The sequence below is a fragment of the uncultured Anaerovibrio sp. genome, assembly GCF_947302755.1.
In the GTDB taxonomy this organism is placed as follows: domain Bacteria; phylum Bacillota; class Negativicutes; order Selenomonadales; family Selenomonadaceae; genus Anaerovibrio.
The window spans coordinates 28,172-51,902 of sequence record NZ_CAMYWM010000004.1 but is presented as its reverse complement, the minus strand read 5'-3'; the positions used below and the strand labels follow the sequence as shown (position 1 = coordinate 51,902).

At 49.7% G+C, this 23,731-nt stretch carries 23 protein-coding genes, 1 tRNA gene and 2 riboswitches; all 24 genes read right to left on the bottom strand.

The features are described from left to right. The coding region (locus Q0Y54_RS01095; RefSeq protein ID WP_297963424.1) for a glycine--tRNA ligase subunit alpha at nucleotides 1–454 on the bottom strand (454 nt) is incomplete at its 3' end. Nucleotides 455–910: 456 nt separating this feature from the next. Continuing rightward, nucleotides 911–985: transfer RNA gene (locus Q0Y54_RS01090), tRNA-Arg, on the bottom strand. A gap of 159 nt (nucleotides 986–1,144) precedes the next feature. Then, nucleotides 1,145–1,984, bottom strand: a complete 840-nt coding sequence (locus Q0Y54_RS01085) for a metal ABC transporter permease (RefSeq protein ID WP_297963422.1) — start codon at nucleotides 1,982–1,984, stop codon at nucleotides 1,145–1,147. Beyond that, nucleotides 1,984–2,853, bottom strand: coding sequence for a metal ABC transporter ATP-binding protein (locus Q0Y54_RS01080; RefSeq protein ID WP_297963420.1), 870 nt, complete (start codon nucleotides 2,851–2,853; stop codon nucleotides 1,984–1,986). The genes Q0Y54_RS01085 and Q0Y54_RS01080 overlap by 1 nt, the downstream gene beginning before the upstream one ends. 40 nt (nucleotides 2,854–2,893) lie before the next feature. After that, nucleotides 2,894–3,631, bottom strand: a complete 738-nt coding sequence (locus tag Q0Y54_RS01075) for an ABC transporter permease (RefSeq protein WP_297963418.1) — start codon at nucleotides 3,629–3,631, stop codon at nucleotides 2,894–2,896. Continuing rightward, nucleotides 3,631–4,497 carry an ABC transporter ATP-binding protein gene (locus Q0Y54_RS01070; RefSeq protein WP_297963416.1) on the bottom strand — a complete coding sequence of 289 codons (867 nt, stop codon included), beginning with the start codon at nucleotides 4,495–4,497 and terminating at the stop codon, nucleotides 3,631–3,633. Before Q0Y54_RS01070 ends, Q0Y54_RS01075 begins: the two co-directional genes overlap by 1 nt. Before the next feature lie 31 nt (nucleotides 4,498–4,528). Further along, the gene (locus tag Q0Y54_RS01065) at nucleotides 4,529–5,404 is read right to left on the bottom strand and encodes an energy transducer TonB (RefSeq protein WP_297963414.1); all 876 of its coding nucleotides are present in this window, start codon (nucleotides 5,402–5,404) and stop codon (nucleotides 4,529–4,531) included. Continuing rightward, complete coding sequence (locus Q0Y54_RS01060) at nucleotides 5,373–5,783, bottom strand: biopolymer transporter ExbD (RefSeq protein WP_297963430.1); 411 nt, start codon at nucleotides 5,781–5,783, stop codon at nucleotides 5,373–5,375. Before Q0Y54_RS01060 ends, Q0Y54_RS01065 begins: the two co-directional genes overlap by 32 nt. A 1-nt stretch (nucleotide 5,784) precedes the next feature. Next, nucleotides 5,785–6,402, bottom strand: coding sequence for a MotA/TolQ/ExbB proton channel family protein (locus Q0Y54_RS01055; protein WP_297963412.1), 618 nt, complete (start codon nucleotides 6,400–6,402; stop codon nucleotides 5,785–5,787). 83 nt (nucleotides 6,403–6,485) lie between these two features. After that, nucleotides 6,486–7,481, bottom strand: a complete 996-nt coding sequence (locus Q0Y54_RS01050; RefSeq protein ID WP_297963411.1) for a sirohydrochlorin cobaltochelatase — start codon at nucleotides 7,479–7,481, stop codon at nucleotides 6,486–6,488. Nucleotides 7,482–7,608: 127 nt separating this feature from the next. After that, a riboswitch (cobalamin riboswitch) is annotated at nucleotides 7,609–7,799 on the bottom strand. Between the two features lie 27 nt (nucleotides 7,800–7,826). Next, a complete protein-coding gene (locus Q0Y54_RS01045) occupies nucleotides 7,827–9,242 on the bottom strand; it encodes a GntP family permease (RefSeq protein ID WP_297963409.1) in 1,416 nt (471 codons plus the stop codon). 219 nt (nucleotides 9,243–9,461) lie between these two features. Continuing rightward, nucleotides 9,462–9,713, bottom strand: coding sequence for a hypothetical protein (locus Q0Y54_RS01040; protein WP_297963407.1), 252 nt, complete (start codon nucleotides 9,711–9,713; stop codon nucleotides 9,462–9,464). A 27-nt stretch (nucleotides 9,714–9,740) separates the two neighbouring features. Continuing rightward, nucleotides 9,741–9,914: riboswitch (cobalamin riboswitch) on the bottom strand. Between the two features lie 76 nt (nucleotides 9,915–9,990). Next, nucleotides 9,991–11,145 (bottom strand): cation diffusion facilitator family transporter, encoded by a 1,155-nt coding sequence (locus tag Q0Y54_RS01035; RefSeq protein WP_297963405.1) that lies wholly within the window; start codon nucleotides 11,143–11,145, stop codon nucleotides 9,991–9,993. Further along, nucleotides 11,135–12,598 (bottom strand): protein O-GlcNAcase, encoded by a 1,464-nt coding sequence (locus Q0Y54_RS01030; RefSeq protein WP_297963403.1) that lies wholly within the window; start codon nucleotides 12,596–12,598, stop codon nucleotides 11,135–11,137. Before Q0Y54_RS01030 ends, Q0Y54_RS01035 begins: the two co-directional genes overlap by 11 nt. Nucleotides 12,599–12,621: 23 nt before the next feature. Further along, entirely contained in the window at nucleotides 12,622–14,025 is a 1,404-nt protein-coding gene (locus tag Q0Y54_RS01025; RefSeq protein ID WP_297963401.1) for an aminopeptidase, read from the bottom strand. Between the two features lie 416 nt (nucleotides 14,026–14,441). Next, on the bottom strand, nucleotides 14,442–15,398 hold the full coding sequence (gene dusB / locus Q0Y54_RS01020; RefSeq protein WP_297963399.1) for a tRNA dihydrouridine synthase DusB: 957 nt from the start codon (nucleotides 15,396–15,398) through the stop codon (nucleotides 14,442–14,444). A gap of 3 nt (nucleotides 15,399–15,401) precedes the next feature. Further along, complete coding sequence (locus tag Q0Y54_RS01015) at nucleotides 15,402–16,166, bottom strand: type III pantothenate kinase (protein ID WP_297963397.1); 765 nt, start codon at nucleotides 16,164–16,166, stop codon at nucleotides 15,402–15,404. 148 nt (nucleotides 16,167–16,314) lie between these two features. Beyond that, on the bottom strand, nucleotides 16,315–17,286 hold the full coding sequence (locus Q0Y54_RS01010) for a biotin--[acetyl-CoA-carboxylase] ligase (RefSeq protein WP_297963395.1): 972 nt from the start codon (nucleotides 17,284–17,286) through the stop codon (nucleotides 16,315–16,317). Nucleotides 17,287–17,598: 312 nt separating this feature from the next. Next, complete coding sequence (ftsH, locus tag Q0Y54_RS01005) at nucleotides 17,599–19,596, bottom strand: ATP-dependent zinc metalloprotease FtsH (RefSeq protein ID WP_297963393.1); 1,998 nt, start codon at nucleotides 19,594–19,596, stop codon at nucleotides 17,599–17,601. Nucleotides 19,597–19,680: 84 nt separating this feature from the next. Beyond that, a complete protein-coding gene (hpt, locus tag Q0Y54_RS01000) occupies nucleotides 19,681–20,217 on the bottom strand; it encodes a hypoxanthine phosphoribosyltransferase (protein WP_297963391.1) in 537 nt (178 codons plus the stop codon). A gap of 1 nt (nucleotide 20,218) precedes the next feature. Next, the gene (tilS, locus tag Q0Y54_RS00995) at nucleotides 20,219–21,637 is read right to left on the bottom strand and encodes a tRNA lysidine(34) synthetase TilS (RefSeq protein WP_297963389.1); all 1,419 of its coding nucleotides are present in this window, start codon (nucleotides 21,635–21,637) and stop codon (nucleotides 20,219–20,221) included. 111 nt (nucleotides 21,638–21,748) lie between these two features. Then, nucleotides 21,749–22,237, bottom strand: a complete 489-nt coding sequence (locus Q0Y54_RS00990) for a S1 domain-containing RNA-binding protein (protein WP_297963387.1) — start codon at nucleotides 22,235–22,237, stop codon at nucleotides 21,749–21,751. Between the two features lie 85 nt (nucleotides 22,238–22,322). Further along, a complete protein-coding gene (locus tag Q0Y54_RS00985) occupies nucleotides 22,323–22,634 on the bottom strand; it encodes a septum formation initiator family protein (protein WP_297963385.1) in 312 nt (103 codons plus the stop codon). Between the two features lie 32 nt (nucleotides 22,635–22,666). Then, nucleotides 22,667–23,704 carry a hypothetical protein gene (locus Q0Y54_RS00980; RefSeq protein WP_297963383.1) on the bottom strand — a complete coding sequence of 346 codons (1,038 nt, stop codon included), beginning with the start codon at nucleotides 23,702–23,704 and terminating at the stop codon, nucleotides 22,667–22,669. Nucleotides 23,705–23,731: the final 27 nt, after the last annotated feature.

Sequence of the window (23,731 nt, the reverse complement as noted above, 5' to 3'; positions counted from 1 at the left end):
GTTTGATATCCAGACTGCCGACCTGCTGGAAATAGGTAAACTGGGTGATTTCCATGCCATCCAGCCAGACTTCCCAGCCCAGGCCCCAGGCCCCCAGGGTCGGGGATTCCCAGTTATCCTCTACAAAGCGGATATCGTGCTCCTTGGGATTGATGCCAAGACGCTCCAGAGATGCCAGATACAGCTCCTGAATGTTATCAGGGGATGGCTTCATAATTACCTGGAACTGGTGATGCTGATAAAGGCGGTTTGGATTATCGCCATAACGGCCATCTGCCGGACGGCGGGACGGCTCCACATAAGCCACATTCCACGGCTCCGGTCCAAGAACTCTAAGGAAGGTAAAGGGGTTCATGGTGCCGGCACCCTTTTCCACATCATAAGGTTCCCCTAAAATACAGCCCTGCTCGGACCAGAACTGCTGAAGGGCCAGGATCATTTCCTGATATTTCATAAGAGTTTGCCTCCTTCTGATTTGTTACAGAAACACATAAAAAGTCCCTGTAACATCGGTTAATAATGTTACAGGGACGAGATAACCCGCGGTTCCACCCTGCTTGAATGCCAACGCATTCCGCCTCAATGGATATATATGTTGTCGCTCCAAAGTGCCCTTCATCCCATCAGCAGGCTCCCACCGTCCCTGCATCGCTGTAAGGGGATTACTCCTCTTTTTCATTGCTAGGAAAAATTTTAGCAAAAATAAATTTTTGTGTCAACCTATTATATCAATACACAAAGGCAACACTTCCGCCAGCCTAAGGGCTCACCCCCCAAGGTTAGCAGAGAATACCTCATCCGTCACGCTGAGCGTGCCACCTTCCCCAGAGGGGAAGGCTGAACCTCTCCTGTTGGAGATTTTTAGGGCACTCAAAAGGCCTGCCTAAGGTAGGCAGGCCTGTTTTTTTCCTGGTGCGCTCGGCGGGAGTCGAACCCACGCTTTCAGCTCCGGAGGCTAACGTCCTATCCACTGGACTACGAGCGCCAAATAAAAGTTGTTGCGAAATGAAAATTTAACAATGAATATTATACCCCAATCGGCAAAAACTTTCCACAAAAATTTTATTTTTTTAAAAATTGTTGAATTTTGCAGTACCACAGCTGAACGGACCAAGGCTGCCCCTGACCATTATTCCGGGGAGCTTTAGCGAAGAAAATAGGGCTTTAAGGCCATGGTGATAAAGAAAATCAGGGCGGAAATTACCACGATGGTGGCTCCCGCCGCCATATTGAAGTGATACGCCAAAACAAGGCCGGAAATCCCTGATAGCATGGCACTGCCCACGGACATGACATGATATTGCTTAACGCTGTTGGACACATTGCGGGCTGCTGCCCCGGGCAGTACCAGCAAAGAGTTGATAATCAACAGCCCCACCCATTGAATACTGATGGCCACCACCACCGCCACCATGGCGGCAAATACAGCCTCAACCAATATTACATTAATCCCCCGACTGCGGGCAAAGGACTGATTGACACTTAATACCAGCAATTTATTGAACATAAGCCCCCAGGCAATAAACACCAGCACCAGAACCAGAACCAGATAGCCCAGTTCCTGGGTGGTAATGCTGAGGATATCCCCTATCAGGTAATTGCTGAACTTATTGAAGCCGCCCCCATAGGACATCATCATCAGACCTACGGCGATACCAGTGGAGGAAAAGACCCCGATAATGGTATCAGTGGAAGCAGAGCTTTTATTCTTAATCCAGGTGATAAGGAGGGCAAAGATTACCGAAAAGACCAGCAAAGAAAGCATGGGCGAAAAGAGTCCCACCACAGCTCCAATGGCCAGTCCCGTAAAGGCCCCATGTCCCAGGGAATCGGAAAAGAAGGCCATGCGGTTGGACACCACCATGGTGCTGAGCAGACCAAATAGGGGCGTTATGAGCAAAATGGCCAAAAAGGCATTTTTCATAAAATCATATTCCAGCCACTCAAAGGGTAAGGCGTTCAGGAGGTCATAGATATATTCCATTATTCGACCTCCTTTGATACGCACTCGGGACAGCCACAGGACTGACCATGTGGTTTTTTCCTGTGCTCCACCCATACAAAGCCGGTGCCACCCCGATGGGTACCGCCATCGGTAAGCATACCGAAAATTTTTCTGGTGCGATGATCGCTGAAGACCGCCTCAGGAGTACCATTGCACACCACACCCTTATTCATCAAAACCACCTGGTCAGCATGGCGGGCCACCATGTTAAGGTCGTGGGAAATAAGGATAATCGCCATATCCTCATTGTTTTGCAAATCCTCCAATATATTGTAAAAAATCTCCAGGCCATTTTGGTCCACTCCGGATACAGGCTCATCCAACAAGAGAATATCCGGCATGGGATTGAGGGCCAGGGCCAGCAGCACCCGCTGCAGCTCCCCACCGGACAGGGCTCCCAGCCGACGGTCAATCAATTCTGCCGCCTTAACCCGCCTCAAGCTGTTCTCCACCTCACTGCGGAGGTTGGAGGGCAACAGCCAAATGGGCCGCCAGGACTGACAGGCAGAAAAAAGGTCCAGTACCGTTATGGGCGCACTGACATCAAAGTTCAAATATTGGGGCACATAGCCAATAATGGGCTTGCCGGTGCGTTTTCCCTTGGCATCGGTATATTTCAGGGTACCGGTATGACTGACCTCCCCCAAAATTGCCTTAAGAAGGGTACTCTTCCCTGCCCCATTTGGACCGATAACTGCCGTAAGCTGACCACAATGGACGTGGATATTCACGTTCTCAAAGATAGTCAGCTTACCGGCCTTCACAGTGAAATTTTCAATTTTCGTACAGCACAGCCTGGAGCAGTCATTGCCCTCTCCCTTGGAGTGCCTAAATAATCGTTTCAGCATAGCATTCCTTTTTATATACAACCCTATAGGTAAAATCCTTCTATTTTGATTGATCCCTAAAGGCCTTACTGCCTAATATAAAACCTATTATAGCATATACTGTCAACACCGCCACCGATTCCATGGCCACCGGCGACTGGGTGGAAATCCCCCGAAGCAGGTAGCTGGTATGGGTCAGGGGCAGCACCTCAATAAACCAGCGAAACGCCTCAGGCAGGGTCTGAGTACTAAAGAAGGTACCGCACAAAAAGGACATGGGCAGCAGCAGGTAGGTATTTACCTGGGACAGCTCCTCGTAGCTGTCCATTTTCAGGGCTGCAAAGAAGCCCACCTCGGCAAATATAACACAATTCAAAATAAGAATCAGCAAAAAAAGAGGAGTAATATTTAAATGAGCCCCAAAGACCAGGGCCAGAGCCACAATAATGGCCGAGGAAATCAGGCCCCGCAGCACCGCCGCCATAATCTTACCGATAATAAAGGCAGTGAAATGCATGGGCGCTATAATATATTCCCCAATGCTGCGATGGTAAATCCGTTCCGTACACAGGGGGGTGAGGCTGTTGTAGCTGATATTCATGGAATTCAGGGCCATGATGCCCGGTACCAAAAAGTCAAGGTAGGAGCCGGAGCCCACCTGAATGCTTCGCCCCAGCCCCCAGCCAAAGGCCACCAAATACAGCATTGGAGCCACCATGCGGCTGAGGATAAATTTGGGCAGACGACGTTTTAATACCACCCAATCCCGCCAAAAGACGGTCCATATATCCCTTAGCATTATACACCCTCCCTTCGTCCCGTAAGCTCAATAAAGGCATCCTCCAAATTGGTTCGCCTGATATGGGCCCCATGCTCCAGGGTGCCGGCAAAGGCCGCTGCCTCCTGACGGCTTTCAAAAAATTGATATTCGTGGCCATTGGGCCCATCCCACTCCACCGTAATGCGCCCCAGCCGGTTGCAAAAGGCCTCCGGTGTGTCGATGGCCACCAGCCGTCCCTTATTTACAATAGCCACCCGGTTACAGAGGGCTTCTGCCTCCTCAATATAATGGGTAGTAATGATCACCGTAGTCCCCTGGGCGGCCAGCACCCGAATAAGCTCCCATATACGGCGGCGCACCTGGGGATCCAGGGCCACCGTAGGCTCGTCCATAAACAAAATCTTCGGCTCATGAATGAGGGAGCGGGCAATGAGCAGACGCCGCTTCATACCGCCGGACAGGGAGCGGGGCATACGGTTAATGGTATCCCCCAGCTCCACAAAATCCAGCATTTCCTTGATACGGGCCCGGCGTTTGTCGCTGCTCATATGGTGCAGGCGGCCATGGAGCTCCATGTTTTCCCCCACCGTCAGGTCATTGTCAAAATTAATATGCTGGGGTACTACCCCAATCAGCTTCTTTATTTCCAAGGGATTTTTTTTGATGGATTCCCCATTATAATAAATCTCCCCCAGGGTAGGCCTGGTTTCCATGGTCAGCATGCGAATGGTGGTGGTTTTGCCCGCCCCATTGGGGCCCAATATACCAAATATCTCTCCCGGCTTCACGTGGAGTGACAAATTATCCACCGCCCGCTTGGTAACCGTCTTTTTCTCTTTATTTTTTATTTGAAATTCCTTAATTAATCCTTGAATTTTTATCATAAATGGGTACTCCGCAAAATAATACTCGTTATCACCGCAGCTTAAAGGTAATCCTCACCCGTTTTTGGAAGGTTACGGCCTGGCCGTATTCGTTATAGGCCGTGGTATAGCGATATCCCCAGGCCGCATCCAGGGCTGATTGGTCCATTTCCCCGTAGCCGGAGGAGTCTTCAATCTCCGCGCTCATTACACTGCCATCGGTGCCCACCACGATACGGACCACCACCTGGCCCTTTATATTCCGTTGGCGAAGGTCTTCGGGATATTCGGGCTCAGGGGCCTCCAGCAGGGTTGGGGATATGGCCGGACGCTTGGTTTCACTGTCACCGCTGCCGGGACCATCGCCATCGCCGTTGCCGCTGCCCTCACCGGTACCGCTGCCATTGCCGGTACCATTTCCGGCGGGGCCGTTACCCGTACCGGTACCCTCAGAGCCACTGCCGGAGCCGCCCTGGACGGCGGTTTTATCCCCCTGATCAGTTCCGTTGGCACTGGCTACCACGGCCGGTGCTACAGGGGCATTGTGCTCCTTTTTAAATTGCTCCTGCTTTTCCGGCTCCCTGGTAAAGGTTTCCTCTATCTTGGGCAGGATTTCCTCCTTTTTCTTATCCAGCACCACATCATCAATGGAGGGAGCAGCCGGAGGTGGGGCCGCCGACTCAGGGGCAGGAGCAGGGGCCGAAGCACCACCGCCCTGATGTCCTCCGCCGGCATCTGCATCATAGAGGCTTACATCCACCGGCTGCTCCTGACGGGGGGATACCACCACAAAGAGGCCCGTAAGGCATACAATGACAAATATCAGCAGGTGAATAAGCAGCGAGGCGGCCCAGGCCCGATATTCCCGCTTCTTGTCTGAATTATCTGAGGCCATATCAATTACCTCCGGATTCCGCCGCCAAGCCAAACTTGGTAATGCCTGCTGCCTTAAATTTATCCAACAGACCGATAACCATGCCGTAATCCAGGCTCTGGTCAGCCCGTACAACCACGGCAAACCGCGGATTGCGGGAGCTTTCAGCCTTGGCCCTGGCAATAAGCTCCTGTTCGCTGATAAGCTTGTCCTCCAGCCACAGGGAGCCATCCTTTTTCATAGTCACCAGATAATTTACATTCATCTGGGTCTCCGCACTTTGGGCCTTGGGCATATTTACGGGAACTGTTTTTAAATTAACCATATACAGGGTACTGAGCATGAAAAATACCAGCAGAAAGAACATTATATCAATCATCGGTATTATCATGACCTCCGGTTTATCAAAATCGTGACGGTCGCGGATGCGCATCTTACTCACGCTCCTCTGCCATGCCCTCAGCCAGAGAGAAGCACTGCTCCATATCGGAAACGATACTGTCAATCCGCTGGGTAAAATAGGCGTGAACTGCCAGGGCAATAATGGCCGTACACAGGCCCATGGCCGTGGCAATAAGGGCTTCACCCACGCCACCGGTAATGGTGCCGGCCTGGCCGGATTCCAGGTTGAATACACTAAAGGCGGAAATCATACCGCTGATGGTGCCTAAAAGGCCCAGCAGAGGGGCCATGGTAACAATCACATTTAAATAGTACAGCCGCTTACGGAAGCGGGTGAGGGCAATACCGGACTGAACCTCCCAGAAGGTATGGAGGGATACAGTTTCATTGCCGGTAAAGGCCATTCCCTTGGCCAGCAGGGAGGGCAGGGCCCCTTTGGTGCTGCCGGCCAGCCGGGCTGCTCCCTCCCGGTCCCCTTGGCTGAGTCTGTCCGCAAAATCCCGGGCAAAGCTGCGGCCCGGATCCTTGGCATTAAAGTACATGGTCCGCTCAATGGCGATGGTCACCACAAATATGGAGGCCAGCAGCAAGATATACATTACCGGACCGCCCTTGTGAAAAAAACTGATACCAGTCATGATTAAATCCATGAAAAAATCCTCCTTGCAAAACATTACCCCCTTAGTATATCACAACCAAGGGGGCACTGCTTCAATGGTTTTATTTAATATAATTATTTTGCCTGCAAAGCATCCCAGGCCTCGTTAGCCCGCTTTACATAGATGTCACGAATAGCCTTGTTTTCACCGAGACCGTGGATATAAGTGTTTACGTTGAAGCCGGACTGGGTCAAAATGGTCTTGTGGGAATCCTCCTCATTACCGGCCATATCATTGTTGGCATGGTCACCGGCCACCATCATCATAGGCATGAGAGTAACGTTCTTGATGCCCTTTTCCTTAAGCTGAGGAATAATATCGTTCAGGGCAGGCCAACCCTCTACAGTATAAATGTAAGCATTGCTGTAGCCCAGCTGATTCAGGCGGTTCTGCATTACGGTATAATAGGCATTGGCAGGATGTGGGGTACCATGCTCCAGAATGAGAACGGCATCCTCAGCACCGATCTTTGGGAACTGGGTGGCAAAGGCCTTCATGGTCTCCATGATATCATCACGCTGCTCCTCCTGACCCATCCAGTACATGAGAGAGGTGCCCATGGTCATCTTCTTGAACTGGTCCTTGTACTGATGGAATACAGCCACATCATAGGAATATTCCATACCTGGGATTACATCCAGAGTGGTAAGGGCAACCCGGGTGTAGCCCTCCTTCTTCAGCTGCTCCAAAGCCTGCTCAGGAGTTGGGTAGGTAATACCCTCATTGGCCTTGATGCGGTCAATAATAATATGGGAAGTAAAGGCAGTAACTACCTTTACACCAGGATGAGCTGCCTGAATATCGGCTACAGTCTGGGTAATGGTTTTGTCCCGATTATCCTTATAGGTAGTACCAAAGCTCATTACAAGAATGGCATCCTTGTTGGCCTTCTTGGCCATGGTCTTGTTCTCATTTACCATTACGCCAATCTGGGAAGCATTCTTCAGAGCAGTAGTGGCTGTGGTAACCTCCGGATTCAGGGTATAGGCGGCCTCAGTGCTGTTGACATTTACAGAGAACAGTGCGGCACAAGCCAGGGAACATGCTACCATTTTCTTCAAATTCTTCATAATACTTTACCTCTCTTTATAAATAAACATTTTAAAAAGCTCCTTCACGAACCAGCGTGAAAGAGCTTTTACTTACAACCTCATAAGAAACCTGTAAATAATCCCCTCCCTATCGCTCGCAGGTAATAACGGTGATTGTCCAACAGGCAGTTCTCCTGACTCCAGTTCATCGTCATGACCTTGCCTTCCTGGAATGCTCCAGTGACATAGTAAGATCTGACTCCCTGCTACAGTGGCGGGACCGTACCGGCCTTTAACCGGTTTCTCATGTTAGGCCAACCTATATTAGGCATTGGCACCTGTTCCAAATATTAATTTAGATATAGTATATTGCATTTTAAGATATTAAGCAATACCTGTAAGCATATAGAACATTACACAGAGGAAGGGTACGAGGAACTTCATCCCCATCAGCACAATAATATCAGCATAGGATTCCTTATGGCTAAGGCCGCAAATGGCCAACAGAGTGACCAGAGCACCGGCATGGGGCACCGGGTCAATGCCGATGGAGGAAACCGCCACAATTCGATGGAGAACCTCCAATGGAATGCCGGCAGCCGTGGCCATCTGGGCCCACTGATCACCCAGCATAGACAGGGCGATGGTCAGGCCGGAGGAGGCGGAACCGGTTATACCGCACATAACATTGGTGGTAAGCACAGCCGAAAACAGGGGGCCGCCACCAAAATCCAGATTTAACAGGAAATCCTTGATAACGGCAAAGCCGCCCAGACTTACCACTACACAACCAAAGGCGTAGCCGGAGGCCACATTCAATACTGCACTGCAGGAGGATACAGCCGAGCCGTTAATGGTAGGCAGCATACCATCCTGAAGGCGAAGATGGCGGCGGGCAATAAAGGCTGCCGCAATGGAGCTGATAATCAGGGAAATACTGATGGACCAGCCGGCAGAAATCTTGGCTACCGAGTGGGCCAGGAGAGACAGCTTCATATCGGACAGAGACTCAAGAGAATTCTGATCCCAGTGGAAGCCCCATTCCCAGGCAAAGGGATTGGACAGAATTACGTTTAGAACAATAACCATCAGCAGGGGGACACAGGAAACCTTCCAGTTGGGATTAGGCAGCTTATGACGTCTCTGACCGAATTCAATATGACGGCCGTAGCCTTCACCGTTGGCCTTCAGCCGCTTGGCCCGAAAGGAAATCCAGCCCCACCCCATGAGCAGGAATACCAAAGAAGCGAACAAACCGATTCCCACACCGGACCAGGTAGAGGTTCCGAAATAGGAGGAAGGAATAATGTTCTGAATCTGCGGCGTACCAGGCAGGGCAACCATGGCAAAGGAGAATATACCCATCCACAGGGCAGCCGGTAACAGACGCTTTGGAATATCAGCCTTTTTAAATACCACAGCACCGAAGGGGTACATAACAAATGCCACCACGAATACGGAAAGGCCGCCGTAGGTCAGGGCACCGCAGCCCAAAAGCACAGCCAGCACAGCCCGTTTTTCACCTAATATTTCAATAATCTTTCCTGCCACAGATGCGGCCATGCCCCCCTTTTCCATAAGGCGGGCAAAGATAGCACCAAAGAGAAAGATCGGATAGTAATTCTTGATGTATTCAGCAGCCTTGGTCATATAGAGCTCACTGAAAATAGGTAACGCTGCATGCTCACTTCCAAGGGCGGCCACTACGGCAAAGAGAGGGGCCACCAGGATTACGGAAGCACCGCGATATGCCATATACATAAGACCAATAAGCGCAATAAAAATTATTGCTGTGTCCATTAGAAAATCTCCTCCCAAATTTGTCAGATAATTGTCGTCTGCTGGCCTATATCTAAAGAGTCAGCCTCTATATTAAAACAGTCTAAATCTTAAATGTCAAGACAAACTTAACAGTAGGTATTAAATTCCTGTAAATTATGTATTTTTTTCATACCAATGCACAGATTATAACCCAAAGTTATTGTAACTATGCTTTTTAACTTTCGTTCAATTTGTCTTTTACATTTTTTCAATTATCCAGCCAAAAAAGAAAGATAGCTTTCGGACAGCTCCACCTGTCCGAAAGCCAGTGTTGCACCAGGCAACCAATGAATGAAATGAAATGTATGAGCAATGCTTTTCTTGCAGTGCTGAAACCACAAGAAAAAACCCTTCGACATATTCAGTGACCTGAAGTGCGAAGGGCTTCCAGACAGCATTAAAAGAAAAATCCTGACACAAAGCCAGGATAAGTGCAATCGAAATGCTCAAATCCCCTTCCCCATCACTCGCAGGTCAAACGGTGATTGTCAAACAGGCAGTTCTCCTGACTCCAGTTCATAGCTCATCACGCCTTCCCAGATTTCTCCAGTGACATATTGTGATTTGCTCCCTGATACAGTGGCGGGACCGTGCTGGCTTTTTACCAGCTTCTCTGTTAGGCTTTTCAGCACCTGTTCCAATCTTTATTAAATTCATCTTACAAATAGGATAATAGCACTTTGACTATTTACTGTCAACACCAAAATCAAAAAATATCAGCATATGGCTAATGACGATCCACCAGAATGGTCACCTGATAATTAGGATAATCCTTGCTGATATCCTCTCGTACCATTTCAATAATGCGCTCGTCGGTAAACTTGCAGCCATAGGGTACAGCCAAATCAAAAAGGATTTTGCGGGAGGAGGCCAGACGAAAATCATGGAAGGTAATCAACGGGTCTATGCAACCCACAATATGATACAGCTTTTCCTTAATTTCATTTTGTATAGGATCGCCTGTCACCATGGGGTCCACATGGACAGTTACGGACACATTGAAAGCGGTGCGTATTTCCTCTTCCAGACTGTCTATCATATTATGGGCCGCCATAAGGCTCATATCCGCCGGCACCTCAGCATGAAGGGACACAAATACCCGGCCTGGACCATAGTTGTGTACAATAACATCATGAACACCCAATATCTGGTTTTCTGCCAAAATACGCCGGGTAATAGCCCGGACGAATTCCGGATCCGGCGGCTCCCCCAATAGGGGCTGCAGGGTGTCCTTGGCCGATCCCCAGCCGCTGTGAATAATAAACAGAGCTACTATTATTCCCGCCATACCATCAAAGTCATGACCGGTGGTCAAATTCACAATAAGGCAAAGAATAACCACAAAGGTAGCCACACAGTCACTGAGGCTGTCCGTAGCGGCCGCCAGCATGGCCGGGGAATCTATCCGTTTGCCCAGTCCCCGGTTAAAGAGACCCAGCCATAATTGGAGGATTAATGAGCTGGCCAAAATCACAATTACCGTCACCGAGGTGTCCATGGGTTCAGGATAAAGAACCTTCTCTATTGACGATTTTAGAAGCTCTATGCCAATAACTAAAATAGCCCCGGCAATTATTAAGCCCGCAATATACTCAATCCGGCCATGACCAAAGGGATGCTCCGGGTCTGCCGGCTTGGCCGACATACGATACCCCATAATGGTAATAACCGAGGCACCGGCATCGGCCAAATTGTGGACCGCATCGCCAATAATGGCAATAGAGCCTGATATAAAGCCGATACACAGCTTTATGATACACAGGATAACATTTACCATTATGCCCACGCCCCCACTAAGGTAGCCATAGCTGGTCCGCACCCTGGCATCATTAATCTGGTCACTGTTCTTCACAAACCGGTTTATGAGAATATCAGTCAGCATTACTATCGTCACCTACACTCATTACATACCAAACATCAAAATCCTTCACAAATTTCCACAGGGCCTCCTCGGAAATTCGGGCAAGGGACTCCTGGGCAGCATACCGTGCCTTGGCGGCTTTAAATTCCTTGTACAATTCTGGTTGCTTAAGGTCTGACGAATCCTTTTCCAATATCATCAGGGCGTATTTTTCCGCCTGGGTAAGGCTTTGAAGCTGATCCAGCTGCAGCCTGCATTCATCAAGATATTTTTTGGGCAGGCTCTCCTTAAGGACATTTATGGCATGTTCCCGTTTCAGGTTATCCCGTTTTAAGGCCTCCAGAGTCCTGGTCTTGGGAATAGTCTCACGGCCATTTACTGTCCCCCACAGATTTCTGTACAACAATTGTAATTCTACGGCATCAAAGCGGCCGATATGGGCCCAATTATTTTCCAGCCGCTGGGAATGATTGGCAAATATTTTCATTTCTTCGGCCAGGTCCCCAAATTGATCATTGATGGCCCGGTCCCAGGCCCTGCGTTCATCATATTGCCCCGGATTGTTGGCAAACTCCGCCCCGGTAGCTATGGCCAGCTTGGATAATTCAGGCTTCTCCATAGGGTTAATCAGGAAGGCCGGAAGCCGGTGGGCGTCCAGGGACTTGTCCAGCTTATCCATAGGACCCAAGGCCAGCTTTTCCTTCATATAATCCGTCACAGGATAATTCCACCATATACCCAGGGACCTGCCATATAGCTTATTGGTCTGATTAATAGTGTTTTCCGTAAGGCCATCGGGACATACCCCGTTGCCGGTGTAGAGTACCAATACCTCCTTGTCCAGCTCGTCGGCCATGGTACGGGTATATTCCGTCACCCGGCCATCAGCAATCATATCCTGCAGATAATATTCCGTCGGCACAAACAGCAGCTGGCTGCAATCAGGGTGGGACTTAATAAAGCTTTTATTAAGCCAATTGACGAACTGGGCCTGACCATGGGCATCCTTGGTGGGAATATCATCAAAGAACAAGGCAAAGTGCCTGATGCCAATATCATACATGGCCTGCAGCTTGTTTATCATGGCAGAACGGTCGTCAGCCATGGCCTCACCGGAAAAGGCAATATCATTGCCGGGAGAAACGGCAAAAATAATATCTATCTTTAATTTTTTAGCCTGCCTGGTGAGCTCCTCCAGCTCCCGGTATTTATCCTCAGGATAGGGCTGACGCCAATATTTACGATGATATTCATCATCCTTTGGAGCGTAAACATAGGCATTCAAATCCTTGGCTGCCATAAATTTCAGCATATCCAGCCGCTGGTCATGGGTCCAGGGCACGCCATAAAACCCTTCCACCACCCCCCGCAGGGGAATTGGCCGGCTATTGGCCCGGTCAGCCTGGGCATTCATAGGCAGCTGGGTCAGGACAAACAGGCACAGAAACAACAAAAAAATAACCTTCATCTTCATTTTACCATTCACCTGGATATATATTAAATTTCCTGTAAAAAGGCCTTGTAGCCCTTCATGGTTTCATATACGTCCACCTTGCTGACAGCCTCCCAAGGAGCGTGCATGCTGAGGACGGCCACACCGCTATCGATGACATTCATACCGTACAGGGCCATTATATACGCAATGGTGCCGCCGCCACCCAGGTCTACCCGCCCCAGCTCAGCGGTCTGGAAGGTTACACCGTGCTTTTCCATAATGGACCGGATACGGCCCAGGTATTCAGCACTGGCATCGTTGGAGCCGGACTTGCCCCCCCGGCCCGTAAATTTGTTGAATACCATGCCCTTCCCAAGGTATGCCACATTCTTCTTATCGAAGGCCGAGGCATAAAGGGAATCAAAGGCCGAGCTGACATCGGAGGACAGCATCCAGGAATTGGCCAGGCAGCGGCGCAGGGAAATGGCCTCATAGCCGCCAAGGGCGTGGAGCAGCTCGGCCACCGTATTCTCAAAGAACCGGGACTGCATACCGGTGGCACCTACAGAACCGATTTCCTCCTTGTCCACCAGCAGACAGCAGGCGGTTCGCTTTACCTTTTTGGTTTCCAGCATGGCCACCAGGGAGGTGTAGGCACACACCCGGTCATCATGGCCATAGGCCAGCACCATACTGCGGTCAAGGCCCAGATCCCTTGCCTTACCGGCAGGCACCATGGTAAGCTCCGCAGAAATAAAGTCCTCCTCCTCAATGCCGTATTTGTCCTTCAGGAGCTTAAGGACTCCGACTTTAACAGCATCCTTTTCCTCCCCCTTTAAAGGATAGCTGCCAATAAGGATGTCCAGGTTTTCACCGGTAACCACCTTGCTGGCCTTCTTTTCCATCTGCTCCTGGGATAAGTGTATAAGGAGGTCTGTTACACAAAATACCGGGTCACCCTCATCCTCGCCGATGACGATTTCCTGTACACTGCCATCCAGCCGGGCCACCACACCATGGAGGGCCAATGGAAGGGTTACCCACTGATATTTCTTGATACCGCCATAATAATGGGTATCAAAATAGGCCATACCGTCAGCTTCATAAAGGGGATGCTGCTTCAAATCAAGGCGGCAGGTGTCAATGTGGGCCCCTAAAATGGCCATCCCCTCCTCCAGAGAGTCAGTACCAATGTTGAACATGGCAACAGCCTTGCCCATGCAGACTGCATAAACCTTATCCCCGGCAGAAAGCTTCTGGCCGGACTTAATGATGTCCTCAAGATTTTTGTAGCCGGCCTTTTCCCCCTGCTTTACGGCCTCCGCCACGCTTTCCCGCTCAGTCTTGCACTGACTCAAAAAAGCCTTGTAGCCCTCATTCAGCTTGTGGAGGGCCTTCTTTTCTGCTTCAGTATATTTATTCCAAACCGGAACCTTCTTTGGGTCCTTTTTCTGTTCCTTTGCCATAATAATCCTCCTTATATAAGATTTGGTCAGTGGACTGGTGGCTTTCATGCCGTGCCAGCGCTAAAACTTTTTCTTGCTTTTATATAGTGGCAAAAATCATAACTCGCTTCGCCCTTACAGGACTAGCTTCGCGTCGCTCAAACAAATGATTTTTACCACTAATATTAAGGTAGAGCAACAAAAAGTTTCTTAACGCGTTGGTACTAAATATTCAAGTCACCAGTCCACCGTCCAAAAATAATATCAATAATTTATGAAAGGTTAGTGGGGAGGTGCATATGGGGACGTATTTTGCGTTGGTACTTAGTGAATCCAAGCCAAAGGCGCAGGATGAGCTTAGTATCCGCTACGCAAACTAGTGAGCGAGAGCGTTCCCCATTGTACCTCCCCATGTACCTGTTGTAACTAATAATAATTTATTTCATTTTGGCGAGAATACGCAAGAAGTCGTCACGGGTTTCGGCCTTGTTAAAGAGCACCCGGAGTTCAGCGTTGCCCTTGATGCCTCTGGTGTACCAGGTGGCGTGCTTGCGCATTTCCCGGGGGCCCACATAGTCCCCCTTAAATTTCAGCAGCATGTCCAGATGGCGCAGGATAACCTCCTTGCGCTCCTCCATGGTAGGACCCGGCAGCCGCTCACCGGTTTGTAAATACCGGGTAAGCTGGCGGAATATCCAAGGATTGCCCTGGGCTGCCCTGCCCACCATCACCGCCTCGCAGCCGGTAATTTCCCTTATTTTTATCAGGTCATCCACCGTCCTGATATCACCATTGGCAATAACCGGAATATGTAAATGTTCCTTAACCTTACGGATAATCTTCCAATTGGCATGATCCCGATAAAACTGCTCCCGGGTGCGGCCATGCACCGCCACAGCCTTTACCCCCGCTTCCTCGGCCAGCTTGGCCATTTCCAGCACATTAATCCGGTTTTCATCCCAGCCAATCCGCATTTTCACGGTAACGGGCATGCTTACGGCCCCCACCAGGGCCTTTAACACCTTAAAGGCCCCTTCAGGATCCAGCATCATGGCTGAGCCCTCATGGTTTTTGACAATTTTGGGGGCAGGACAGCCCATATTAAAGTCAAGGATATCGGCACAGCCCAGGGACTCAATGTATTCGGCCGCCCGGGCCACACTGTCAGGCTCCGCGCCAAACAGCTGCATGGCCATTGGCCGTTCTGCCTCCTCGGTGTGAAGCATTTTCAGGGTGTGCTCATTGCGGTAATTAATTCCCTTGTCGCTGACCATCTCAGAATACACCAGGGGACAGCCCATTTCCCGGGCCAAAATTCTATAGGGAGTATCAGTAACCCCGGCCATGGGGGCCAAAAAAACCGGTATAGGGAATTCAAAATGTCCGATTTTCATCAATTATTGATTCCTTTCATAAAGAACCCGCAAGCCCGTTAATGTCAAAAAGTGGTCGATGGCATCAATGGTCTTGGATTCCTTGGCAATCATCTTGGCATAACCGCCGGTGGCCACCACCTTCATTGGTTTACCGTATTCCTGCTTAATGCGGCGAACGATTTCATCAATCTGGCCCACAAAGCCAAAAATTATACCGGCCTGCATACCGGTAATCGTGCTGCGGCAAATAACATTCTTGGGCGTCACCAGCTCAATTCTCGGCAGCTTGGCCGCCTTTTGGAACAGGCCCTCGGCAGAGGTTCCCAGACCGGTGGAAATAACGCCGCCCAAAAAATCACCATTTTCGTCCACCACATCAAAGGTAGTGGCCGTTCCAATGTCAATAACAATAAGGGGGCCGCCATACTGCTCGTAGGCTCCCACCACATTCACGATACGGTCGGCACCGATGTCACGGGGATTTTCGTATTTCAGGCGGATACCGGTTTTAATACCGGGACCTACAATAAGGGGCTTGAGATGGAAATATCGCTCACACATTTTCTCCATAGGCACCACCAGCGGTGGAACTACCGAGGAGATAATTATGGCCGTAATATCCTCCATTTTTATTCCATGATACAAAAAGAGATTATTGATTTCCATACCGTATTCATCACTGGTTTTCTGGCGTTCTGTTGACACGCGCCAATGACGATACAATTTTTTTCCATCGTAGGTTCCCAATACCACATTACTGTTACCAATATCTATTACTAAAAGCATACTTTCCTCCAAACTTGCGGCTGTTTATTCCGCACCGGCCGGTGTCAGGGCTCTGACCTCTCAGGTGGGAGACCGGCACCGTAAAGGAACGGATTTATTCGGCTAAATTCAATGGCAGCCTGGTGGCTCCAAAAAAATAGGTCTCATGTTACCTTCTCGGACGGATGGATACGTCACCGGCATATACCTTGCGGATTGTATCACTGCCCTGGGGCTGTACCAGCAGGGCACCATCCTCATCAATATCCACTGCCCGGCCAGCAAATTTTTCATTGATGCCCAGCACATTAATATCTGCCCCCAGAGTTATGGACAGGGCCCGCCATCTGTCCAATATTCCGGCAAAGCCCTCATTCCTGGCCTGTAAATAGCAGGCCTCCAGACGGCGCAGTACCTCCTGAAAAAAGGCCACCCGGTTAAATTCCCCCAGGAACATGGACATGGAGCCAGCCTTATCCTTAATATCATCAGGAAAGGCTGCTTCATCAATAATAGCATTAATGCCCATGCCAATGACCACATAATTGATACGGTCGATTTCCGCACTCATTTCCGTCAAAATTCCCACCAGCTTTCGCCCTTGGTACAGTATGTCATTGGGCCATTTTATACCAGCCTCCAGACCGAACTGCCGCATGGCCTCGGTAATGGCCACCGCCGCCAGCAGGGTACATTTAGGTGCTTCCTGGGGCAGAAAATCCGGCTTCAGAATAACTGAAAACCAAATACCGCCCCTGGGACAGAAAAAGCTGCGGTCAAGGCGTCCCTTTCCCGTATTCTGGCTTTCGGCCACCACAACGGTGCCGTCAGGATAGCCATGGGCCGCCATTTTTTTTGCCTCATTGTTGGTGGAATCGATATCCTCAAAGGCCACAATCCTGCTGCCAATCACCTCATTACCCAGCTCATGGCCTATCACCTCCGGCAGCAGCCGGTCAGGGGTGCCCAACAGCCTATAGCCATTTCTGGCCTGGCTATCAATATTATAGCCCATGGCCTTTAACTCATTAATGTGCTTCCACACCGCTGTCCGGGATACTCCCAGCTTATCGGCAATATACTCCCCGGAGAGATAACTATCACCAGCCTCCCGCAGCAGTGCCAAAATCCCTTGTCGCATAGCCTAAAACCTCGCTTATTTGAACCCCACGTTAACGGATGCTAATTCTCCCTCCTCTTAGGTGGGATAAAAGCACCCATATCGGTCAGTGTCAGCTACTCAGCTAAGACCATGGTCTTGCTTTGCAGGACACTTTCGCATGGGACGTATTAACCAATAGGCTTTGCCTCTTGGATACGTCCGCAAAGCTCTGGATTAATTCGACTACATTCAGTAGGCGTATAAATCTCCCACTGAATAAATCTCATTTAACAAAACCATCAAAAGGGGCTGCTGCATAGATTAATTTCATGCTTCAGCCCCTATGAATACTTATTTCTCCGTAGTACTATTCAGTTTTGGTTCCGGCTCAGTATAGGGAACCTCCACTTCTTCCTCCTCCTTGACAGTGACTGCATCACCCTGGTCAGCTGCCTGGTTCACCGGCTCCACCGGAATCAACTTTGGCTCGTCGTCATCATCCTTGGGTTCCGCCGGCTTGTCCTTCGGCTCATCCTTTTCAGTGACATTACCAAAGCCCACCAGCTCCTTCAGTTCAGCCGCCTCCAGAGTTTCCTTTTCAATCAGGGCCTCGGCAATAACATGGAGCTTGTCGATATTTTCCGTAAGAAGTACCCGGCAGGCCTCATAAGCCTCCTCAATATATTTACGGACTTCCTTATCAATATCGCTGGCCACATTCTCAGAGTAATTTCTCTGATTATTTATGTCACGGCCCAGGAACACCTGATGGTCACGGCTCTCACCATAAGCCACCGGGCCAAGGGTCGGACTCATACCATACTGGGTAATCATGCTTCTTACCAGCTGAGATGCCCTCTGAATATCATTCTGGGCACCGGTGCTGATTTCCTTCAGCACCACCTCCTCAGCTACACGGCCGGCCAGCAGGGTTTTAAGCTGATCCAGCAGCTCGCTTCTGGTGGCATAGGACCGATCCTCCTTAGGCAGCATAAGCGTATAGCCGCCTGCTCTGCCTCTGGGAATAATCGTAACCTTATGTACCGGATCAGCATTTGGCAGGAGCATTCCCACCAAGGTATGACCGCCCTCGTGATAAGCGGTAAGCTTCTTTTCCTTGTCGCTCATCACCTTGGATTTGCGCTCAGGACCGGCCATTACCCGCTCGATGGATTCCTCCATTTCCTGCATGGCAATGGTTTTTTTGTTCCGACGGGCAGACAGCAGAGCCGCCTCGTTCACCAAATTGCTGAGATCGGCACCGGTAAAGCCCGGTGTACGTCTGGCCAGCACATTAAGGTCAACATCCTTGTCCACCGGCTTGTCCTTGGTATGCACCTTCAAAATGGCCTCCCGGCCCTTGACATCCGGTTTATCCACCACTATCTGGCGGTCGAATCGGCCAGGACGCAGCAGGGCCGGATCAAGAATATCCGGGCGGTTGGTAGCCGCAATAATTATGATGCCCTCGTTGGCAGCGAAGCCATCCATTTCCACCAGCATCTGGTTAAGGGTCTGCTCCCGCTCATCGTGGCCACCGCCCAGACCGGCACCACGCTGACGGCCAACTGCATCAATTTCATCAATAAACACAATACAAGGTGAGTTCTTCTTGGCCTGATCAAAAAGGTCACGGACACGGGAAGCACCCACACCGACAAACATCTCCACGAAGTCAGAGCCGCTTATGGAGAAAAAGGGAACCCCGGCCTCGCCGGCAACGGCCTTGGCCAACAGGGTTTTACCGGTACCAGGAGGCCCAAAGAGAAGGACTCCCTTAGGAATTTTGGCTCCCAGCTGATTAAACTTGGCAGGCTGCTTCAGGAATTCTACTACCTCCTCCAGCTCCTGCTTTGCTTCATCGGCACCGGCCACATCATCAAAGCGAACCTTGACCTTGTCGCCGCCGCTCATTTTGGCCCGGCTCTTGCCAAAGGACATTACCTTGCCGCCGCCCCCCTGGCTTTGCTGCATGATAAAGAACCACACACCCACCAGCAGCAGAATAGGCAGCACAGAGGACAGCAGGGTAGACCACCATGGTGGCTCCGGCGGATTTTCGGCCTTGATCTCTACGTTCTTATCCGACAGCAGCTTGATAATATCGCTGTTTTCACTGGGATAGGTAGGCAAAACCGTAGTAAATTCCGTACCATCACTTAAGGTACCCTTTATGATGTTTTCAACAATAACAACCTTGGCCACCTTACCATTATTGGTTTCCTGCACAAAGGAGGAATAATTCATCTCCATCTTGGTGGGTCCCTTGGCAGAGAAATAGTCGATTAATGATATGGCAACCAGAATAATGAGCAGGTAAAAACCTACATTACGGATAAACTTATTCAAACCTCAACCCCCTAAAAAGGCAATAATCTTTACAAAGAATAATTATACCACACTGAAAGATTATCTTACAGCCTCATGAAAATTTCATGAATAAATTTCTCGCTTAAGGACGCCGATTACCGGCAGGTTTCTGTAGTTTTCGGCATAATCAAGGCCATAGCCCACCAAGAACTCATCAGGCACCTCAAAGCCGCAATAATCAATATTTACATCCACCTGACGGCGGGACGGCTTGGAAAGGAGGGCGCATAATTTAATGCTGGCCGGGTTACGGGTGCGGAGAATAGCCATAAGGTTGCTCATGGTAACACCGGAATCAATAATATCCTCCACCAAAAGTACATGACGGCCGGCAATGTCCTTGTTCAAATCCTTTTTAATATTTACCTTGCCGCTGGACACCGCAGCATCACCGTAGCTGGAGGCTGCGATAAAATCGATGTTGATCGGCAGCTTAATCTGTCGGATAAGGTCGGTAAAGAATACGGCTGCGCCATTCAGGATACCTACTATAACTACATCCTTGCCCTCATAATCCCTGGTAATCTGCTGACCCAGCTGGGCTACCTTGGCGGCAAGTGCCTTTTCGTCAAACATTACGCTTTCCAAATCCTTTGTCATTTTATTCTTCTCCTTTTTCATAAGAAAGTATTACATATTCCTTGGTATCGACGTCCGTCATGGCCACCGCCGTCTGCCTGCAGCCCGCCACCCAGATGATTTCACCTGTGATGGGGCTGACAACCAGCGGCACCCAATCCCGTCTTTCTCGGTCCACCTTGGCGTCTACAAAAAAATCCTTCAGCTTTTTGCTGCCCACCCTAAGGCGAATCCGGTCACCCTTCCTGCGGTACCGCACCACAAATTCCGGCCCGCATTTAGCTGCATCACAATATATTTTGTGGCGGGAAAAGCTGCCCTCACCCTCCAATGAGTCAGTTAACCGGGCAGAAATAAAACCGCCCCCCGGCAATTCTATTTTGCTGTCCAGGCTAAGAATTTTTTTATTTGGTGTATCTTCTATTGTACCATGACTTGTCAAAAATTTATCAGTTTTTTTTGATAATTCAATATGTCCATAGCTAATCCGAAGCTGACATTTATCCGGCAGGTCCAGGGAGCTGCCGGTAATATTTTTCTCTGCCATGGCCAATATGGCCTCCACATGGGGAAAATCCAGGTCACAGCCCGGACTGACCAGGGAAAGAAGCTGCTTTACCAGCCGCCGTCTTATGGCCAAGGGCTCCCCCAGCAGCAAGGAGCTCTTGCAGGAAACGGCCTGCTTCTCCTTATCATAGTGCATCTCCAGACGCTTCTCCGCCTCCCTGGACAGCTGCTGCAGCAGGGCCTCCTCCGCCGCGGCAGTATTGGCCAGATTGCACAGTGATTGGATAATATTGGGATTATAATCCTCTTTCAGCAAGGGCAGCAGCCTGAGGCGCAATTTGTTGCGGGTACAGTCAGCAAGGTCATTGGTGGCATCATGGCGCGGCGATAAGCCCTGTTCATGGCAATATTCCACCAATTCCTGTTTGGTAAAAATCAGCAGGGGACGTATAATGTTCTCCCGCTTGGGCAAAATACCCGTCAGTCCCTTTAAGCCGGTGCCCCTTAGGAAATGCATCAGCAGGGTTTCAGCCTGATCGTCACAATGATGGGCCGTGGCGATTAAGGCCCCGGCCAAATTCACCGACAGCCTGTTCAGAAATTCATAGCGCTTTCTTCTGGCACAGGTTTCGATGGATTCCCCCTTTTCGCGGCTTAATTGAAGGATATTGCCTGACTCCGAATAAAAGGGAATTTTTCTTTCATGGCAATACTGGGCCACAAAGGCCTCATCCTCCTTGGAGGCCTGTCCGCGAATACCATGCTCATAATGGGCTGCTGCCACCTTAATGCTGAGCCTGTCCCTCAGCCGCCACAGCAAATCCAGCAGGGCCAGGGAATCCGGGCCGCCGGAGCAGGCCACGATCACTGTATCTCCCGGTTGGCCCAGGGAATTGGACCGCCAATATTCAATTAAGGCCCCTTCAATTCTCATAATACCCTCCCCAAAACAGCAAATGGGCAAATGCAAAAAAGCACCTTATAACAAGGTGCTTCTGGTATGCTTACCGACAATAACGGTTGTTCAGCCAATACTGGCAGCTGATTATCTTCTGCGTCCGCCGCCCCGGCCACCACGCTTTGAATCCGTCTTGCGGCTGAGATCCGTCAGGCGTTCGTCGCTGTCCTTCAAAAAACGTGACAGCTTGTCCTCAAAGGAAGCTGTGGCGTTGTTAAACCGGCTGCCGCCGGCATTTCTGCCAAATCCGCCTACAGCCTTGCTGGCCATATTCGGTCTGGCATCAAACTGCTTCTTATCAAAGCTTTTCTTCTCAGAGCCTGACTGCTCCTCCAGCTTCTTCTCCTGGGCGCGTTTAATGGAAAGAGCAATCTTTCCTTTATCATCAACGGAAAGTACTTTGACCTTTACGTTATCCTGCTCCTTCAGGAATTCATTAACATCATTTACATAAACATCTGCGACCTCGGAAATATGCACGAGGCCCACCTTACCCTCAGGCAGGTTAACGAAAGCTCCAAAATTAGTAATGCCGGAGACAACGCCCTCAACAATACTACCTACTTCAATGGACAAAATACTTCCTCCTTAGATAATATAACACTAATACAAGTATTATACTATCCCATTTCTTACAGTGTCAATCTAGTTTTGGGGACACCTACTTTTTTTGATAAATATATGGTATCTCACCAGCCTTGGTCATCCCCAGATCCTCCCTGGCCAGCTTTTCAACGTAGGCCGGGTCCATCAATTGTTCCTTTTCCTGGTTTAATTGCTCGTTTTCCTTCTGGGCAGCCTTCAGCCTTGCCTCGGCCTGTACCTTATCCTGATTAAGATCATGATAGGTCAGGGCCTGTTCCCCCAATTTAACTGCCGCCAGCAAAAACATAATCACCATTGCAATCACAAACCAGTTAATCTGACGCTTTTGAGGTCTTGTATTTGTATTATTCATTTTTGTCCTGCTCATCCACGTCCTCCTTTCCGGTTTGTTGACAGCTATCAGTTTTCACTCCACTGATAATAATCAGTTGCGGCAATACGGCGATATAAGGAATTGCATTTATCGCAGGCAAAACGGGCCACCGTATCCCGCATATCGGCACGGCCATTAATAATTTTTACTGCCTCCGGCTCCAAATACTTCATATTGGATCCACACCGCGGACAGGCGCAATTGCCATTTGCATCCTTTTTCAGCTGCATTGGCTCCAGGTCGCCTGTACCAATAATCCGCTGTCTTTCTGGTGACAGGGTAAGCTCCTCCAGATTAAATACCTCATAAAGGCCGGAGCTCAGCAATTCCCTGTAAAAGGTTTCACAGCGTCGGCAGATATACCGTGGCTTAACATTTTCATAATCCACCTTGCCATTTACGACCCGAACCTGGCCGCCACCAGAAAATTCCAGCTCCTGATTGCATACCGGGCACAGATAATGACCTGAACCATTTTTGGACAGGGCCACCACCGGACTTACATCTGAGGTTTTCGCAGCTGAAGCTGAGGACGTCGGCTTGTCCTCAGCAGGCAGCTCGAAGGTATCATAAAGCCCGGAGGTCAGCAATTCCCGATAAAATACCTTACACTCGTCACAGATGAACCGGGGTTTGATGCGTTCATAATCCACCCTGCCGCCCACAACGCGAATGGCACTTCCCTCGGAGCAACGCAGTGGATTGCTGCAACGGGGGCACTTATAGCTGCCACCCTGGCCCTTTTCAAGACGGACTACCGTATCCACCTTTTTCTTTGCATCGGTCGGAGAGACTTCAGGGGACTTTGGCGTATTCTTAAGGAGCTTGTCGGCTTCTTCCTTTAGCTCATCATCCAAATCAAAAACATCATAATACCCGGAATGAAGCATTTCCCGATAAAACCTCCGGCAATAAAAGCACACATGGCGCGGCTTGATATTTTCATAATCCACCTTGCCATCCACCACGCGGACCTGACCACCATCTTTATAAACTAACGGTCTCTTACACTTAGGACATACAAGAGCACCATCTTTTCCACTTTCCAATGCGGTAACTGACACATTAACCACCACAAGCTTTCTGCAGCA

Bases quoted from the DNA above. Each gene is read 5' to 3' on its own strand.
- hpt (WP_297963391.1), bottom strand. From the start codon at position 20,217: ATGACAAAGGATTTGGAAAGCGTAATGTTTGACGAAAAGGCACTTGCC.
- Q0Y54_RS01055 (WP_297963412.1), bottom strand. From the start codon at position 6,402: ATGGATTTAATCATGACTGGTATCAGTTTTTTTCACAAGGGCGGTCCG.
- Q0Y54_RS01030 (WP_297963403.1), bottom strand. From the start codon at position 12,598: ATGAAGATGAAGGTTATTTTTTTGTTGTTTCTGTGCCTGTTTGTCCTG.
- dusB (WP_297963399.1), bottom strand. From the start codon at position 15,398: ATGAAAATCGGACATTTTGAATTCCCTATACCGGTTTTTTTGGCCCCC.
- Q0Y54_RS01035 (WP_297963405.1), bottom strand. From the start codon at position 11,145: ATGCTGACTGATATTCTCATAAACCGGTTTGTGAAGAACAGTGACCAG.
- Q0Y54_RS01050 (WP_297963411.1), bottom strand. From the start codon at position 7,481: ATGAAGAATTTGAAGAAAATGGTAGCATGTTCCCTGGCTTGTGCCGCA.
- Q0Y54_RS01015 (WP_297963397.1), bottom strand. From the start codon at position 16,166: ATGCTTTTAGTAATAGATATTGGTAACAGTAATGTGGTATTGGGAACC.
- tilS (WP_297963389.1), bottom strand. From the start codon at position 21,637: ATGAGAATTGAAGGGGCCTTAATTGAATATTGGCGGTCCAATTCCCTG.
- Q0Y54_RS01010 (WP_297963395.1), bottom strand. From the start codon at position 17,286: ATGCGACAAGGGATTTTGGCACTGCTGCGGGAGGCTGGTGATAGTTAT.
- Q0Y54_RS01045 (WP_297963409.1), bottom strand. From the start codon at position 9,242: ATGGACACAGCAATAATTTTTATTGCGCTTATTGGTCTTATGTATATG.
- Q0Y54_RS01080 (WP_297963420.1), bottom strand. From the start codon at position 2,853: ATGCTGAAACGATTATTTAGGCACTCCAAGGGAGAGGGCAATGACTGC.
- Q0Y54_RS00985 (WP_297963385.1), bottom strand. From the start codon at position 22,634: ATGAGCAGGACAAAAATGAATAATACAAATACAAGACCTCAAAAGCGT.
- Q0Y54_RS01025 (WP_297963401.1), bottom strand. From the start codon at position 14,025: ATGGCAAAGGAACAGAAAAAGGACCCAAAGAAGGTTCCGGTTTGGAAT.
- Q0Y54_RS01075 (WP_297963418.1), bottom strand. From the start codon at position 3,631: ATGCTAAGGGATATATGGACCGTCTTTTGGCGGGATTGGGTGGTATTA.
- Q0Y54_RS01070 (WP_297963416.1), bottom strand. From the start codon at position 4,497: ATGATAAAAATTCAAGGATTAATTAAGGAATTTCAAATAAAAAATAAA.
- Q0Y54_RS01085 (WP_297963422.1), bottom strand. From the start codon at position 1,984: ATGGAATATATCTATGACCTCCTGAACGCCTTACCCTTTGAGTGGCTG.
- Q0Y54_RS01060 (WP_297963430.1), bottom strand. From the start codon at position 5,783: ATGCGCATCCGCGACCGTCACGATTTTGATAAACCGGAGGTCATGATA.